At 55.8% G+C, this 14,753-nt stretch carries 14 protein-coding genes and 1 pseudogene; 9 read left to right on the forward strand and 6 right to left on the reverse strand.

Annotated elements, in window-relative coordinates; all coding sequences use genetic code 11:
- Positions 1 to 3 precede the first annotated feature (3 nt).
- The 5 genes from ACNFBT_RS22260 (at position 4) to ACNFBT_RS22280 (ending at position 4,752) form a co-directional block, all read left to right on the forward strand.
- Positions 4 to 2,409 (forward strand): hypothetical protein, encoded by a 2,406-nt coding sequence (locus tag ACNFBT_RS22260; protein WP_416752901.1) that lies wholly within the window; start codon positions 4 to 6, stop codon positions 2,407 to 2,409.
- Positions 2,410 to 2,419: 10 nt separating this feature from the next.
- The gene (locus ACNFBT_RS22265) at positions 2,420 to 2,872 is read left to right on the forward strand and encodes a hypothetical protein (protein WP_416752902.1); all 453 of its coding nucleotides are present in this window, start codon (positions 2,420 to 2,422) and stop codon (positions 2,870 to 2,872) included.
- A 107-nt stretch (positions 2,873 to 2,979) separates the two neighbouring features.
- Complete coding sequence (locus ACNFBT_RS22270) at positions 2,980 to 3,573, forward strand: hypothetical protein (protein ID WP_416752903.1); 594 nt, start codon at positions 2,980 to 2,982, stop codon at positions 3,571 to 3,573.
- Between the two features lie 65 nt (positions 3,574 to 3,638).
- Complete coding sequence (locus tag ACNFBT_RS22275) at positions 3,639 to 4,205, forward strand: hypothetical protein (RefSeq protein ID WP_416752904.1); 567 nt, start codon at positions 3,639 to 3,641, stop codon at positions 4,203 to 4,205.
- Positions 4,206 to 4,314: 109 nt separating this feature from the next.
- On the forward strand, positions 4,315 to 4,752 hold the full coding sequence (locus ACNFBT_RS22280) for a hypothetical protein (RefSeq protein ID WP_416752905.1): 438 nt from the start codon (positions 4,315 to 4,317) through the stop codon (positions 4,750 to 4,752).
- A gap of 175 nt (positions 4,753 to 4,927) precedes the next feature.
- On the opposite strand, the gene ACNFBT_RS22285 is transcribed toward ACNFBT_RS22280, so the two are convergent.
- Entirely contained in the window at positions 4,928 to 6,184 is a 1,257-nt protein-coding gene (locus ACNFBT_RS22285) for an XAC2610-related protein (RefSeq protein WP_416752906.1), read from the reverse strand.
- Positions 6,185 to 6,438: 254 nt separating this feature from the next.
- Here ACNFBT_RS22285 and ACNFBT_RS22290 point away from each other — a divergent pair.
- A pseudogene (locus ACNFBT_RS22290) lies at positions 6,439 to 6,750 on the forward strand (TonB-dependent receptor domain-containing protein); the annotation flags it as partial.
- 202 nt (positions 6,751 to 6,952) lie between these two features.
- Here ACNFBT_RS22290 and ACNFBT_RS22295 read toward each other — a convergent pair.
- Together ACNFBT_RS22295 and ACNFBT_RS22300 are read right to left on the reverse strand one after the other, a co-directional pair.
- Positions 6,953 to 8,680, reverse strand: coding sequence for an ATP-binding protein (locus tag ACNFBT_RS22295; RefSeq protein WP_023083790.1), 1,728 nt, complete (start codon positions 8,678 to 8,680; stop codon positions 6,953 to 6,955).
- A 10-nt stretch (positions 8,681 to 8,690) separates the two neighbouring features.
- Positions 8,691 to 9,704, reverse strand: coding sequence for an SIR2 family protein (locus ACNFBT_RS22300; protein ID WP_416752907.1), 1,014 nt, complete (start codon positions 9,702 to 9,704; stop codon positions 8,691 to 8,693).
- Between the two features lie 818 nt (positions 9,705 to 10,522).
- On the opposite strand from ACNFBT_RS22300, the gene ACNFBT_RS22305 reads away from it, so the two are divergent.
- Complete coding sequence (locus tag ACNFBT_RS22305; RefSeq protein WP_416752908.1) at positions 10,523 to 10,816, forward strand: hypothetical protein; 294 nt, start codon at positions 10,523 to 10,525, stop codon at positions 10,814 to 10,816.
- Positions 10,800 to 11,294 carry a hypothetical protein gene (locus ACNFBT_RS22310; protein ID WP_416752909.1) on the forward strand — a complete coding sequence of 165 codons (495 nt, stop codon included), beginning with the start codon at positions 10,800 to 10,802 and terminating at the stop codon, positions 11,292 to 11,294. The genes ACNFBT_RS22305 and ACNFBT_RS22310 overlap by 17 nt, the downstream gene beginning before the upstream one ends.
- 76 nt (positions 11,295 to 11,370) lie before the next feature.
- On the opposite strand, the gene ycaC is transcribed toward ACNFBT_RS22310, so the two are convergent.
- From ycaC to ACNFBT_RS22325, 3 genes are all read right to left on the reverse strand, one after another.
- The gene (ycaC, locus tag ACNFBT_RS22315) at positions 11,371 to 11,997 is read right to left on the reverse strand and encodes an isochorismate family cysteine hydrolase YcaC (RefSeq protein WP_416752910.1); all 627 of its coding nucleotides are present in this window, start codon (positions 11,995 to 11,997) and stop codon (positions 11,371 to 11,373) included.
- Between the two features lie 53 nt (positions 11,998 to 12,050).
- Positions 12,051 to 12,737, reverse strand: coding sequence for a hydrolase (locus ACNFBT_RS22320; RefSeq protein WP_416752911.1), 687 nt, complete (start codon positions 12,735 to 12,737; stop codon positions 12,051 to 12,053).
- A gap of 101 nt (positions 12,738 to 12,838) precedes the next feature.
- Positions 12,839 to 13,705, reverse strand: a complete 867-nt coding sequence (locus ACNFBT_RS22325) for a pirin family protein (protein WP_416752912.1) — start codon at positions 13,703 to 13,705, stop codon at positions 12,839 to 12,841.
- Between the two features lie 100 nt (positions 13,706 to 13,805).
- Here ACNFBT_RS22325 and ACNFBT_RS22330 point away from each other — a divergent pair, with 100 nt between their 5' ends.
- Positions 13,806 to 14,711, forward strand: coding sequence for a LysR family transcriptional regulator (locus ACNFBT_RS22330; protein WP_416752913.1), 906 nt, complete (start codon positions 13,806 to 13,808; stop codon positions 14,709 to 14,711).
- The last annotated feature ends 42 nt before the right edge of the window (positions 14,712 to 14,753 follow it).

The raw sequence follows: 14,753 nt of genomic DNA on the forward strand, positions 1-14,753 counted from the left end.
CCCATGATCATCAGCCCTCCCTTCATTCCCGCCCCTATTCCGGGCGAAACCGACGAGGCCTTCGTCGAACGCGCCATGCCCGGCGGCGAACCGGGCGACGGCGCCTACCCCCTGAGTTTCGACCTCAACTGGCATGGCGGCATGCACCTGAGCGCCCCGCAGGAGAATGGCAATCCGCTGCCGATACGAGCCATCGCGGACGGCAGACTGGTTTATTTCCGCGCCCCAACCGCCAAGTCCGACAGCGAGACGCACGCCCTCAAATACCGTATCGAGCAGAGCGTGGGCGATGGCTGGACCGACGACGGTTGCATCGTCCTGCGCCACGAAACCGAGATCGGCGAAGGTGAGCATGGGCAGGTGGTGTTCTATTCGATCTACATGCACCTGTCGAAAATCAACATTCCCCACCCGCAGCTCAACCAGCGCATCTACCGCAAGGACAGCATCGGCGAAGCCGGGCAAATCTATGGCAGCGCCGGCAGGATCCACTTCGAGATCATCGCCGCCGACAGCCAGATCGCCCACCTCACCGGCCGCAACCAGCGCGACCTCGACTACCAGACCCAGGATGGCCGCACCGACAGTTGCTGGGGCGACATGTACTTTTTCCTCCCCACTACGCTCCAGGGTTACGCCTCGCCGCCAGCGAACCTCACGCAAACCACCAACCCGACGGAGGTGGTCTACCGCAGCCCGGAACTGACCGGCGGCTGGAACAGTGAAGAAGGCTTTGTCGGCAGCGAGGGCTTCAGCCCCACCGTTGTCAGTAAATTGCGCCAGGGCCTCATCGTCCGCATGACCTACGACCGAGGCCAATGCCACCTGACCACCTACTTCCTCAGCGGCGAACTGATTGGCACCCAGCAGGAAGAAGCAGATTTCGAATACAACCTCTACACCGCCGCCACCCGCCGCTACCCCGGCTGTCCCAGCGCCGGCTACGAACTGCTGCGCTTCGGCCGCGTGCTAGGGCCGGATGCACTGCAACCAGCCAACGCCGCACACTGGAGGAAAATCAGCCTGCCGGCGCGTACCAACCAGCCCGCCGGCAGCGCCTGGTTCAACCTCAACGCCCCTGGCGTCACCAAGTTCAGCGACGCCGACTTCCCCCATTGGATGGGCTGGCGCCTGATCGATGACGACACCAATTCGGACAGCCACTGCCAGTCCGACTACATCCGCGACCTGCTCGAACCCCCGAGCGACGTGACGAACCCACCACCGCGCAAACCCGATGCCGCAACCCGCGCCAACTCTCCGGAGTACGAGACGATGTTCGAAGGCGACCGTCGGCGCCTGTCCGAGGAATACGTCGAGGACCGCGAGCGGAACACCCTCCGGCTGAAAGATGGCGAGAACCAGAACAAGCTCAAACGCCTGATCTGCAAGTTCCCCACCGAATGGGCGCGGGATGACTTCGAGATTCGCTATGGCTGGCTCAAGCGAGTCGCGGATGGCGGGCCGATGTCGGAGGAAGACTTCGAAAAACTTAAGCAGCATCAGGATGCTTTGGCGTTTTGGGAAGAAGCGAATTTAGTGGGAATAGGTAGTAAGCATTGGCATTTCCCACCGCGAGAAGCAATAAAACATCTATCCGGATGTCTGTGGCTAACCCCTGAGCAGTTAGCACAATGCTTCCCAAAAAAATTGCTCCATCTAAAAAACACCAACTTTGAGCCTGCAAACACGGCATGGACAACAGCCATCGGAAGAGCACAGTCCTGGGCAAAATATTTCAATCAAGCAACACAGAGATACGGAATCTGCACCAGACTTAGAGTTCTACACCTGCTATCTCACGTCATACCAGAAACGGGAAACCTAAAATATGTAAAAGAGACTGATGGAGAATTTAGAGACTACTCCCCATACTATGGCAGAGGACTAATACAACTAACACACCTCACCACCTATCAGAAATATGGAGCTTTCAGAAGATTCCAAACAACAGAACTTACCGGAACATATGAAGCACTAGGTTGGAATCCCGACATCTTAATCGCCAGAAACAACAGCGGAGACCACAACTATCAGAACTGCGCAGACACATCAACATTTTATGTTGTGAGTAGAAGCAAAATGCTCAGCCACATGGACTCCGGAACATCTCAAGAGAACTCCATATCAGTAAGCAAGGATGTTAACGGATATGTGAGCATCGAAAATCTAAACGGACTGGACGTCCGACTACAATCCGTCCTTTACCTTGAAAACATACTAACCAACAAGATAATTGAAACACCCACAGTTCAATTAATATTTGACTGGCGCAGAAACAGCAACAAGGAAGTTGTCTTAGACTCCAACGGGAACATTGTCATGATAGGAAACCCTCCACGACCGAAGAAGAAATACTACAGAACACAGCACACAATAAACGTAAGTTTAGAGCGCCAGAACCCTTAGGAGACCGGCAATGAGAGCAGTCTTTTTCCTATCTTTAACCATCCCCAGTGCCGCGATCGCATCGATTCAAACAGAAACCCTATGTTTAAATTCACTTGGAGACAGACCAGTCAAGCTGGAGTTCAAGAGATTCTATGAAACCGAAAGCTCCTGGGCAGGCGGATATGTAAAATATTCAACATCAAAAAATGTCATACCTATAATCCTTAAATCATTCGAATCAACAGCCACATCCGACACATCTCCTGATGACACAACAAGTACGTGGTTAGAAATAAAGGACGGCAAAATAACTGGATCTTATGCGGCATCATCGCAAGGCGGAAACAACTACAACTTTCTGTACGAAAACTTCGAAAGCAAGGAGTCCACGAATTTTATCATAGACCCAAATGCTGACTATACCGCCAACTCAGGATGCCAATGGGGAGCAGCAAATAAAAACCAAGAAAAGAATAATTAAATCGCACAAGAACTCAAACCCTCTTGATAACTCTAGGAATTCAAGCGAGAAAAATTAATCCACCATCAAAAAATCAGATCAACACAGGACGACAGGAGAACCTTGCCTTGAGAACACCACCCACTTCCATTGTGATCATGGCATTACTATTTTCAAGCACAAGCAAAGGCGACCTGAATACTCCTGAGAAGTCCGAAACAAAGGACTACTGCGGATACCACATCGAAGGAAAGCTAGCCAAAGAAATAATCAACGCCGGCTCAGAAACAAACAATGGGATACGCAGGAAAACCGTAGTCACAACAATAGATCTTGGAACAAGGAATATTCCAGCAAGTATAGAATTTTCTTGCTATGCATCCACCCAACCTTCAACAGAAGAAAATAAGACTGCAAAATCGGAAATAGAAAGAGAGGACTCTGGCGGGCGATACTATCGAATAGTGAACTGGGAAAGACCAATAAAAGGAAAAAATTGGCCAGGAACCATAGCCTATGTCACCACAATATTTGGTGATGGCGAGAAGATCACTGTTCCCGACCAATTCTTCATATGCCCCAAAAAATCAAATAATCCATGCTTTTACATCAACATCGATCTCACCACTCGCTTGTCGTCGAGCGATTCCAAAAAAGTTCAAAAAATCCTCTCAGACATATCTATAAAACAAAAAACACCTTCACCCCCATCAACTAAATAGAACCTTAACATTTTGAAGCACAATCTTCGAACTCAAGCATTTGCGAACATCTGCAGACGTTTTAAATGACAAGACCGAGTAAAGTCAGAAGCTTTTTAATAGTGGCACTTATTCAGCCTGGGCTAACCATAGCAAGCCCAGAGATCAGCCCATGTGACTCTAAAAACACATTTCCAACCGACTACAGAACCGAATGCAAAAAAGAAGGAAACCTAAAGGTAGTATTAGCACACCCTTCAAGAAAAAACTCAACATACGCCACTAACACCGACAACATCCCTGCAGTTTTAATCATTGGAGCAAATGAAACCTCGGTAATAAGAAAAATATTACACTCGAAAGATTTCGCACAAATCTACATAGAGCTAATGAACCTGCCACCAACTGAAAGAGCCAATTCATCCATTATTTCTTCTGTCGCCGCTAGAGAAAAAATAAAATCTCCACACTGGAAATTAATTGACATGAGAACCATTGAATACCACGGAGAAAAAGAAGAAAACGGCCTCATATTGACTTGCCTGACGCTATTGAAAACCAAAGACAAAGACACTAAAGCCTTACTCCAATGCAGCGATTTCTACGAAAATGACATATTAGAAATCAAAAGACTTGAGGCGACCATACCTTAGGAAAGACAGACATTACGACGAGCCAAACAACCAACAAGCGAAACACATTAACCCCATACTCCAACATAGACATCCCGCATTACCGCCAAGCACCTGCGAAAAAATCATTATGCGGAAAATTACCTTATTACTTTTGCTATGTACCTCCGGCCTTGCTCTCGGAGATATCCACACAGAAGCATTATGCCTGCACACCCTTGGAGAAAAAGAAATCCAACTAGAGTTTAGAACATTCTATGAGATAGAGAGCAGGTGGAGCGGCGGGTATGTAAAATACTCAAACTCAAGCAAGCCCATCCCTATAGTTCTTAAGGGAGCCGAGGAAAACAATTCAACAGATAACTCCCCCACGGATAGCACGTCAACATGGATAGAAATAGAGAACGGTGAGATTTCGGGAAAATACGAGATATCCTCGCAAGGGGTAAATGTTTACGACCTCAACTACACAAAACGAAAAAATGGGAAGAAATATTATTTTACGCTAGACCCAAACATAGACTTCAGCATCGAGTCTGGCTGCCACTGGAAAAACAAACAACAGTAAGTCCTATTATTCATCCAAATGACCACCATCCTCAATACCTAACGATCAGCAGAAACTGAGAAGGAGAAAGGAGAAAGGAGGAGAAATGGGGACAGATTTATTTTCCGCACTTTGATCCAGACTCACCAAAAGAATTAGAGTAGAAAAACAAACCCGCCCCTGTTCCGCTTAATTCCTATTGCGGACTCGACTCGCTGCATAAGTCCAAATTGTCACGCAGCACGACACGGCGGACCCGGTCCTTGTCGAAGAACGGCACCTCAGGACAGAACCGCTGGCCCGCTGAAGTCTCGGTCAGTTTCCATGCAACCTTTTCGCTACGCAGACGAATCGGCTGCTGCCCGTCCAGACTTGGCTGCCAGATGTCGATATATGTCCGCTCAAGCAACGAGCCCTCGTCGAGGTCGCAGGTCTTCGGATCGACTCCATGCAGTTTCAATCTTCCGTTGGCTGATTGCTCGACACGGCTGGCATACTCGATAAATCCATTCTCGTAACTCGGCATGATGTAGCAACCGCGCCGCTGCCCCTTATCCAAGACTGGAAGAACGTAACTGCTCTGGGAGTCAATCTCCTCTACATCTCCGTCCTGCCAGCGATAGGTCGTGACGCCATGTTCACAGCAGCTGGCTCGCCAGTAGCTGTAGACAACCCGGTGCACCGGGTCAAACTCCGGCGAAGTGATGTCCTGCAGTTTGATTGGAGCATCAACGAAGCGGCGGCTCTCCGGATCATACAGCCATGTCTGGTAGGGGATGTCTGGGCCAGCAGGCAGGGAAAGGGCAATGGTTACGTCCGGCCAACCATCGAAGTTGGCATCGATTAGACGGGGCGTGAACACGCCACAGGTTCCCTGGGACTCTGTGGGGAGTGATTGAAATAATTCTCCGCCCCTGTACAGGCGGATAGCTGACACAATCGGTGGATCGAGGCAACTGTCATCGCCCTCATCGGGCAAACGATTCGCGAGCAGCCGTATCTCATACGGGAAACTCTCTGCAAACCCGGTCATGTCCGGTCGCAACTCCAAAGCGAGCTTCCGCTCGCCCGTGGAGGAAGTCCATTGACCGATGACGCGATCTCGCATCGACTCAATCCGCCACAAACCAGTGGGAACGTTTCCGTTGCTACTGTCTCGCTCTGTAAGCTCGGCCATTTCGCCCGACATCTGACCAGTCAACGCGAGCTGATTGCGAGTTCTTATGCTGCATGGTTGGTAGCAGTAGGCTCCTGACAATGAATTGCCCACGCGATTCAGTGAGGCTTCTACTTGCTTGTCGCCAACTGTGCCCACCCATTTCCTGCTCCAGCCTGGGAACTCAAAAGACTCTGCGGGCAGATTGGGGACATCGTTCGCGAAGACCGGAGAGCCGATGGCTAGCAATGGAAGCAGACAAGCCAATAGGCGGTAGTTAGTAGTTTTAGTGCGCATGACTATCTCCTTGTCTTGCTAGAGTACCTAGCAATTCCATTGCTAGGCGTTTGGGTCGCCTCGTTCAGCTAACGGGGCAAACTTCACAGAAAATCCCCGCCTTGCGCACGATCTTTCCCTACATAGAAGCGGTCCCCTGTCGATGCGACCGAAAAGGGGACTGACCGAAAAGGGGACAGATTTATTTTCTACTCTAAAGCTACCTTGGAGATCAGGATTAGAGTGCTTAAATAAATCTGTCCCCCTTTTTCTCTGAGGTACCGACGCTCACCCCGCGCAACAGCGCCAACCTCTGGCTGGTACGCAGCCTCACCCCGCAATGGCGCGTCGCCGCCGGCGCCAACTACGTTGACGACCGCTACACGGCGCTGGATAACAACGTGGTGATGCCGAGCTACACCACCGTCGACACGGCCCTGTTCTACACCCTGCCGCACTGGGACATGGCACTGCGCCTGAAGAACGTCCTCGACCGCGACTACTACGCCTCCGCACACGGCTCGGTTGATCTCATCACTCCCGGTGTGCCGCGGACCCTGGAAGCGAGCTTGAACTATCGCTTCTAGGGAACTGCTGGCGATGATCTGAAAAAGCGCTCGTCGTTATGACGTGAATGGCTGCTTCTGGTCGACTTCTGTTGGTCACGACTGGCAGAAGTCGGCCAATAGCGGTCATCGTGTCGAGGCCCCTATGCCGCAAAGCAGGAGCATGATGAGCTGGCGGAAGACCTCAAGGGCATTGCCCCCTTGAGGTCTCTAAGTAACGTGGTTACTGGATGTTCTGCTTACGCCAGTTATCGACGGCAATCAGCAAGCGCTTATCCTTGACTGGCTTCTGCCAATCATCCCAAAAATTGACCGTACCGCTATTCGGTTTGTTTTTGGGCTCGTCGATTCTGATCCGGCTTGGCAGCAGGCTGGCATCACCAACAACCAGAGCTTCGCCTGTATCGAGGGTCGGCAAAATGTCACTGAATCCGCCAAGACTATCGGGAAGCAGACGCTTGATTACGCCCTGATCCTCTGCATTGGTCAGCCTCATGGATACGAAGTTGCTGCACTGGCTGAGCATCGTCTTATTCACTTCGGACGGACGCTGACTTATCACCACCAAGCTGACACCGTATTTGCGGCCTTCCTTCGCGATACGCTCGAAAATATCGAGCGAGATATCATCGGCAGAGTCGGCCATGTTGCGCTGAGGCATGTAGAGATGCGCTTCGTCACACAGAAGAGCAATGGGGTGGCGTAGTTCAGAAGGCGTCCATTGCTGAACGGAGAACGTGACCCGTGCGACCAGGGATACGATCAGTGGCAGAACGTCTGATGGGACTTCTGAGAAGTTAATGATTTTGATACCGGCCCTGCCATTCTCATCAGTGCTACCCAGTACGGCAGTGGTAAATTTCTCAAGCCAAGCAAAATCCAGCACGTCCCCACCACCGTTGAACATAAATCCGAGGCGTCTATCGGAGATTTTGTTCTCAAGTCGGGAAATCATGCGAGCGAGCTTCCCGAAGAAATCGCCCTGCTTCTCACCACGTGCTCCAGCGACCATCTCAACGTTGATCTCGTTCAGCTTGCTCATGAGGAAATCGAGGTCAAACGGAACCGGACTGTCAACAGTGAAGTGCTTCAGCACGTCGTGCTGGCCGTTATCTTCTAGATATTTGCGTTTCGCGTGGTTGATTTCACGCGCCATAATCATGGCCTGGTTGGGCGCGTTCTGGTCGCTGCGATCTACAAACATGGAAACAAGCGCTTCATAAGAAAGCAGCCAGTACGGAAGGTAGATCACACCGTCGTCGAGGGTGCGTTTAGCTTCAACGTCTGCGGGGCCGGCCACCTTGAAATGCTGGATGCCATTGCCGACCAAAGGCGCGTATTCGCCATGAAGGTCAAAGACGATAGCGTTAGCGGTGGAGAGCCCCGACATCTGCTCGATGATTTTGGCAGTCGTCCAAGATTTACCCGAACCGGTGCTGCCGCCAATGAAGGCGTGGCGCTGGAAAAATTTGTTGCCGTTGAGGTAGGCGACAGCATGTTCGTCCAGTGTGTATTTACCGAGAGTCAGGGCATTTCCATCGGCTGATACACTGGAAAGTGTGCGCATGAAGCCTGTGAGATTCTCGCCTTCGAGCGAGAAACAATTCGCGTCTATTTCAGGAACGCTTTCGAGAGTACGACGGAATACGTTTTCCTTTTCGCCGTCACGATCCAGCATCGTGCCAATCAGGGCGATACGGCACAGATTTAACTCTGACACGTGGTCGTTTATACCGTCATTGATAATGTCTCCGGTACCACGTTTGCGGGTCACCTGCGTAATGAGTCCGATGAGGTGCTGCCCAGGCCTACTGCTTTGCAGTACAGCGAGATGGTTAACCTGCAACCTTTTGAGCTGGTCGACGTTCTCTACCTCTACGATCACATTTGTAGTGTCGACGGAGGCAACCTTCCCAAGCGCTTCTTCGTCCTTAAAGTTGAAAATCGGCATCTCTTCTTTCCTACATGATGAGTGACAGGTAACCTTCAAGGCTCCAGATATTCTTTTCTACCATCAAAGGATTTTTATCCAAGGAGGAATAAACGATGGACTGGTCGTCTGTTTCGCCTCGCTCTATTGCCAGATAGCTCTGTGCCTTACCATCAAGAATAAGCTTCTTGGCAGATTCGGAAAGCGTATGAGTGATAATGGTTATAGGTGTTTTCTGCCGAAGGCACTTCACCATCAGCTTCGGCTGTATATGCTCGTCATTAAAGCCGTAGCCAATACAAAGGTACGAGCCGGCTTCATTTATAGCCTGGTCAGCGTTATTGATAATGGAGCGGAACGGCTCCAGATGCGTTTTTTGGTATTTCTGGGTGCCAGGAGTCACGATCTGCGGTTGGTAGTTATCCGGTATTCCTTGGATATTTGAGAGGGCGACAGTATCTTCCAGAGGGGACTGGAACCAATCCAGAGATCCATGGACCTTCCAGATATTAGCCCTGCGCGCAGAGGTGATTTCTGTAGGGGCCGCGAGCTGTCGAAAGAATCCGTGCGTGAACCCGGTGTAATGATGGATGCGCCCCTGATCGCAAGCATACTCCGCCAGGCGATCATAGTTTGTAGTGACAATATTTAGCATTTTGAGGCTACTTTTGAACATATGTTCAAGAAGACGACTCAATGGAAACATTGAGTTATCTTGAAGGCTCTTCTGAAAGATTTCTATGTCTTCAGATTTAATTAGCGCCCAGGTGGCTTTAACGATTCTTGACGTCAGCTCTTCAGTAGCTGTTACCTGGTGCAGGGCGGATTCTAAGTCTACGCCATTGTTCAAAACCTGGCAGAACTTCTCCCAGACCTCCAGTTCAGCAGCAGACAGACCAGAAACGTCGGTGTGCGCGACGAGATGTTTTGCAAGCGCTCCCATCCCAGACATGCCGTGCGCAGCCGAAGCACCGCTGCCCAAAATGATGACAGGGGCCTTCCCGTAATAGTCCTGAGCTTGTTTTTGGTAATTCAGGTCAGACAAATTTCTATCCTTGTTATTTGTGCCAGTCTTAAAATCTACGTCTGGTATCCCGCCGGACTACAAGGCCCGCAGCTTGAAGCTAGCGATCTATATGATGGGGGCGGTAGGTGTTTTCCATCCAGCTGCGGCTCCATGCCCTCCGAGCGATGATCGCGGGTGTTCAGTAGCACGTGCGGCTTCTGCGCTGTCAATACCTGAAACCCCACAAAGCGGGGGGCAGACCACGGTATTGATGCTAATGGGCTGCTTTTGGCCGGTTTCTGCCTGATGCAACCGGCCGCTTTGTATCGGCCGGAGTTGTCCTGCTGAGCGGTCGCTCCTACAGGTAGGGACTGGCTTCGTGAATGGCCGCTATGAACTGTCGGCAGAATCGTACGCGGGTGAGACCTGTTTCATTCCGTCAGCAACGTCCTGATGTTCCGTCGCAGCTTTCAAGCGAATGGTCTTACGTTCCTTTAGCCTTGCGGGCCTACAAGCGCCGTCTCTAGCCTCTTGGTCGCCGCAGCACAACTGCGGTCGGGCGTAGGAAACCCGGAAACACCACCCAGGACACGGTAGCTCTGTAGCCACGACTCATAGGTGCAATTCGCCTCTTGAACTCGTGTTTCTATGGTGGCCGTGCGGGGAGGCCTTTGGCCTACCGGTTCCCTGGGTCCGGCGTTTCCTACCCTCGCACGGTTGCCTCTCTACCCGTAGGAAAGGTCGATTGGTGACTCCCAACCACTCCCAGGGAAGACCAGACATGAACTTTCCCCCTTTTACCCCCGCGCACCGCCCTGCCCCACTGCCCCGCCCCGCCCTCCATCCGGAGGTACACCATGCTTGAACTGCAGCTCGTTCCCCTGGCGACACAGCCCGGCGAGGGCGTGTTCTTCATCAATGCCCTGGCGCCGCCCCAGCAGTTGCACGAAGCCGCCATGCGACGCCTGACGGCGGTGGAGGACCTGCTGCGACTGATGGAAGACGACGCCGATCGCGGGCTGATCAACGCCACTGCGCGGCTTGCCTCGGCGCTCGCGCCGCTGGTGAGCGAGGCTCGTCAGCTCTATGAGCTGGCACTGGAGCACCCACGGAACAGGCCGGAGGGAAAGGTCGATGAACGCAGGCCCTGATCCGGCGATTGCGCACTACGCGACCGCCATGCAGGCCATCGACTCGTTGCGGACGATGTTGCTGCAACGCGACGACGCGCCGGCGCTGGCGTTGCTGGAAACGGCGCGGGAGCACATCGAGCAGGGTTTCTGGCTGGCCCACCTGCGGGTGCTGAGCAATGTCCGGGAGATTGCGGCGACGCCTTATTGCCGGCGCATTCCGCTGACACCGAGCCAGGGCCGCAACCTCGATCTGCTGCGGCGTGGCATGCATGAGGCACAGTGCAGTCTGGAACCGGACGGCCTGTCCGCGCCGTGGAATGCGCTGTTCCTGGCGCGCCAGCGCTTCAGTGCCGGCATGGCTCGTACCTGCTTCGAGACGGGCTACCTGATCCGCTTCTTCCAGTTGCTGCAGGAGGCGCGGCACGGCGTGTCGCACTGGTCGCTCGGCGAGCGCTGCATCAAACCGGTTCGCCATCCGCCCCGGCACCCGGCATGAACCCGGCGCAAGGTCGCGCGGAGAGCCGGAGGGAACGCCCCCTCCGGCCTCCACGCGAGTCCTGCCATCTGGTGCGTTACTTGTTCGCGGTCAGCAGGCTGTAGCTGGTGATCAGGTTGCGGTAGTCGGGGATATGGTTGGAGAACAGCGCGGCCAGGCCTTCGATGTCGTTGCGCCAGTCGCGGTGCAGCTCACAGGCCACGCCGAACCAGGTCATCATCTGCGCGCCGGCGGCTTCCATGCGGCGCCAGGCGGCGTCGCGGGTGACTTCGTTGAAGGTGCCCGAGGCATCGGCCACGACGAAGACGTCGAAGCCTTCGGCCAGGGCCGACAGCGCCGGGAAGGCCACGCACACTTCGGTGACCACGCCGGCGATGATCAGCTGCTTCTTGCCGGTGGCCTTGACCGCCTTGACGAAGTCTTCGTTGTCCCAGGCGTTGATGTTGCCGGGACGGGCGATGTAGGGCGCGTCGGGGAACAGGTCTTTCAGCTCCGGCACCAGCGGGCCGTTGGGGCCGGTTTCGAAGCTGGTGGTGAGGATGGTCGGCAGCTTGAAGTACTTGGCCAGGTCGGCCAGGGCCAGGACGTTGTTCTTGAACTTGTCCGGTTCGATGTCGCGTACCAGCGAGAGCAGACCGGCCTGGTGATCGACCAGCAGTACGGCGGCCTGGGTCTTGTCGAGACGGACGTAGGGCTTGCTCATGGCGTTTCCTCGTTTCAGGTGGAAAGCCCGGCGGGGGCGCCGGGCAAGGGGAGTCAGCGTTGCGAGTCCAGTACTTCGTGCTCGGTCACTACCTGCTGGGCCTTGGTGTAGCTTTCGATCAGCAGACGGTAGTGGGGGAAGATTAGGCTATAGGCCTCGGCCCATTGGGCGGCGTCGGGGCGATTCCAGGTGCGCTGGATTTCCGAGGCGACCGCGGCGGTGTCCATCGGCACCACGCCGGCCTGTACCACGCGGGCCAGGGTGATTTCCTGGGCGGCCTTGGAGTAGGTGCCGGAGGCGTCAATCACGGCAAACACCCGATAGCCGGCATTGACCGCGCTGATGCTGGGGAACGCCATGCACACGCTGGTGATGGTGCCGGCGATGACCAGGGTCTTCTTGCCGGTCTTCTCTACGGCGGCGACGAATTCGGGGTTGTCCCAGGCGTTGATCTCGCCCTTGCGCGCTACGTACTGGGCGTGCGGCGCGGCTTCGTGGATTTCCGGGATCAGCGGGCCGTTGGGGCCTTGCGGCACCGAGGCGGTGGTGATGACCGGGATCTTCGCCAGGGTGGCGATCCGCGCCAGGGTGATGGCGTTGTTGCGCAGCTCGGTCATGGGCATGTCCTTGACCGTCTGGAACAGGCCGCTCTGGTGGTCGATGAGCAGCATGGCGGTGTCGTCGGGATCGATCACCGGACGCTGGCCGTTGAAGTTGGCGATCTGAGAGAAGTTGCTCATGGTGGTTCTCCTCGAAGGGGCCGTACCGGCCCGCGCGGCCCACGCACTCCGGCGTGGGAGATGATCCAGACTAGGCACCCGCCAAGTCCGGGATGTGACAGTCAGTGGCTCAGTTGGCCGAAGCGGCCTTCGCGGAAGTCGTCGATGGCCTCGCGGATCTCGCGGTCGCTGTTCATCACGAAGGGGCCGTAGCCGACGATCGGCTCGTTCAGCGGCTCGCCACTGAGCAGCAGGACCAGGGCGTCGCTGTCGGCTTGCAGCGGCAGGCTGTCGCCACGCGGGTCGAACAGCGCCAGTTGCCCTTCACGCAGGCTTTCGCCGCTGCCCAGGCGCAGGTTGCCGCGCAGGACCACCAGGGCGGTGTTGCGCCCCGGGGTGACGCGCAGGTCCAGCGTGTGGCCGGCGTTCAGGCGCATGTCCCAGACATCCAGCGGGCTGAAGGTGTGGGCCAGCCCCGCCGCGTCGCCGTAGCGGCCGGCGATCACCCGCAGGGTGCCGGCGCCGTCGGCCAGCTCGATCTGCGGGATGTCCGCCGCCAGCAGCGTCTGGTAGGCCGGCGCGGTGCGCTTGTCGCGCGCCGGCAGGTTCACCCACAGCTGCGCCATGTGCAGCGTGCCGCCACTGCGGCTGAAGTCCGGCGAGTGGAATTCCTCGTGGAGGATGCCGTCGCCGGCGGTCATCCACTGCACGTCGCCGGGGCCGATGCGCCCGCCGCCGCCGCTGGAGTCGCGGTGTTCCAGTTCGCCCTGGTAGACGATGGTCACCGTCTCGAAGCCGCGGTGCGGGTGCTGGCCGACGCCGCGCCGGCTGGCGCTGGGGGTGAAGTCATGGGGACCAGCGTGGTCCAGCAGCAGGAAGGGGCTCAGGTGTTCGCCCAGGTTGTCGTAGGAGAACAGCGAGCGGACCGGGAAGCCATCGCCGACCCAGTGCGGTCGGGGTGCGCTGTAGATGCCGAGAATCTGTTTCATGGGGTGCCTCCTGTAGTGCATGGAGACACGATAAATCTGCAACACTGAGCTCAGTAGACGGCAATAATTCACCTCAGAGTTCCATCTGGAGAACACTGAAATGGAAGACCTCAACGATCTCTATTACTTCGCCCAGGTCGTCGAGCACGGCGGCTTCGCCCCCGCCGGACGCGCCCTGGACCAGCCCAAGTCGAAGCTCAGCCGGCGCATCGCCTCATTGGAGGAGCGCCTGGGCGTACGCCTGATCCAGCGTTCCACCCGGCACTTCTCGGTGACCGAGATCGGCCAGGAGTACTACCGCCACTGCCTGGCGATGCTGGTGGAAGCCGAGGGCGCGGCCGAGGTGATCGAGCGCCACCGTTCCGAGCCACAAGGCGTGGTGCGGCTGAGTTGCCCCACTGCCCTGCTGAACTTCTGGGTCGGCCCGATGCTGGCGCGCTTCATGGTCGAGCACCCGCTGGTGGCGCTGCACGTGGAAAGCACCAACCGCCAGGTGGACCTGATCCAGGAAGGAATCGACGTCGCCCTGCGGGTGCGCTTCCCGCCACTGGAAAGCAGCGACCTGGTGATGAAGGTGCTGGGCGAAAGCGGCCAGCGCGTGGTGGGCGCGCCGTCGCTGCGCGAGCGGCTGACGGCGCGGCCGATCCCAGCCGATGTGGCGGCGCTGCCGACGCTGCACTGGGGCTCGGTGCAGCGCGAGTACCACTGGCAACTGGACGGCCCCAAGGGCGCCAGCGCCCAGGTGCGCCACCATCCCCGGCTGGTCACCGATGACCTGATGGCGCTGCGCCAGGCCGCGCTGGCCGGGGTTGGCGCGGTGCACCTGCCGGCGGTGGTGGTGTGCGAGGACCTCAACAACGGCAGCCTGGTCAACCTGCTGCCGGACTGGGCGCCCCGCACCGGGGTGGTCCATGCGGTGTTCCCCTCGCGGCGTGGGCTGCTGCCGTCGGTGCGGGCATTGCTGGACTTTCTCGCCGAGGAGTTCGAGCGCAGCGATATGGCCTGAGCGGCGCGTCTCTTAAGACTGCATTCAGATTCACCGCAAATA

It is taken from the genome of Pseudomonas sp. NY15181 (assembly GCF_048068055.1).
Taxonomy (GTDB): Bacteria; Pseudomonadota; Gammaproteobacteria; order Pseudomonadales; family Pseudomonadaceae; genus Pseudomonas.

Coding starts and splice junctions, on each gene's coding strand:
- ACNFBT_RS22260 (WP_416752901.1), top strand. CDS start 4: ATGATCATCAGCCCTCCCTTCATTCCCGCCCCTATTCCGGGCGAAACC.
- ACNFBT_RS22265 (WP_416752902.1), top strand. CDS start 2,420: ATGAGAGCAGTCTTTTTCCTATCTTTAACCATCCCCAGTGCCGCGATC.
- ACNFBT_RS22275 (WP_416752904.1), top strand. CDS start 3,639: ATGACAAGACCGAGTAAAGTCAGAAGCTTTTTAATAGTGGCACTTATT.
- ACNFBT_RS22280 (WP_416752905.1), top strand. CDS start 4,315: ATGCGGAAAATTACCTTATTACTTTTGCTATGTACCTCCGGCCTTGCT.
- ACNFBT_RS22285 (WP_416752906.1), bottom strand. CDS start 6,184: ATGCGCACTAAAACTACTAACTACCGCCTATTGGCTTGTCTGCTTCCA.
- ACNFBT_RS22295 (WP_023083790.1), bottom strand. CDS start 8,680: ATGCCGATTTTCAACTTTAAGGACGAAGAAGCGCTTGGGAAGGTTGCC.
- ACNFBT_RS22305 (WP_416752908.1), top strand. CDS start 10,523: ATGCTTGAACTGCAGCTCGTTCCCCTGGCGACACAGCCCGGCGAGGGC.
- ACNFBT_RS22310 (WP_416752909.1), top strand. CDS start 10,800: ATGAACGCAGGCCCTGATCCGGCGATTGCGCACTACGCGACCGCCATG.
- ycaC (WP_416752910.1), bottom strand. CDS start 11,997: ATGAGCAAGCCCTACGTCCGTCTCGACAAGACCCAGGCCGCCGTACTG.
- ACNFBT_RS22320 (WP_416752911.1), bottom strand. CDS start 12,737: ATGAGCAACTTCTCTCAGATCGCCAACTTCAACGGCCAGCGTCCGGTG.
- ACNFBT_RS22325 (WP_416752912.1), bottom strand. CDS start 13,705: ATGAAACAGATTCTCGGCATCTACAGCGCACCCCGACCGCACTGGGTC.
- ACNFBT_RS22330 (WP_416752913.1), top strand. CDS start 13,806: ATGGAAGACCTCAACGATCTCTATTACTTCGCCCAGGTCGTCGAGCAC.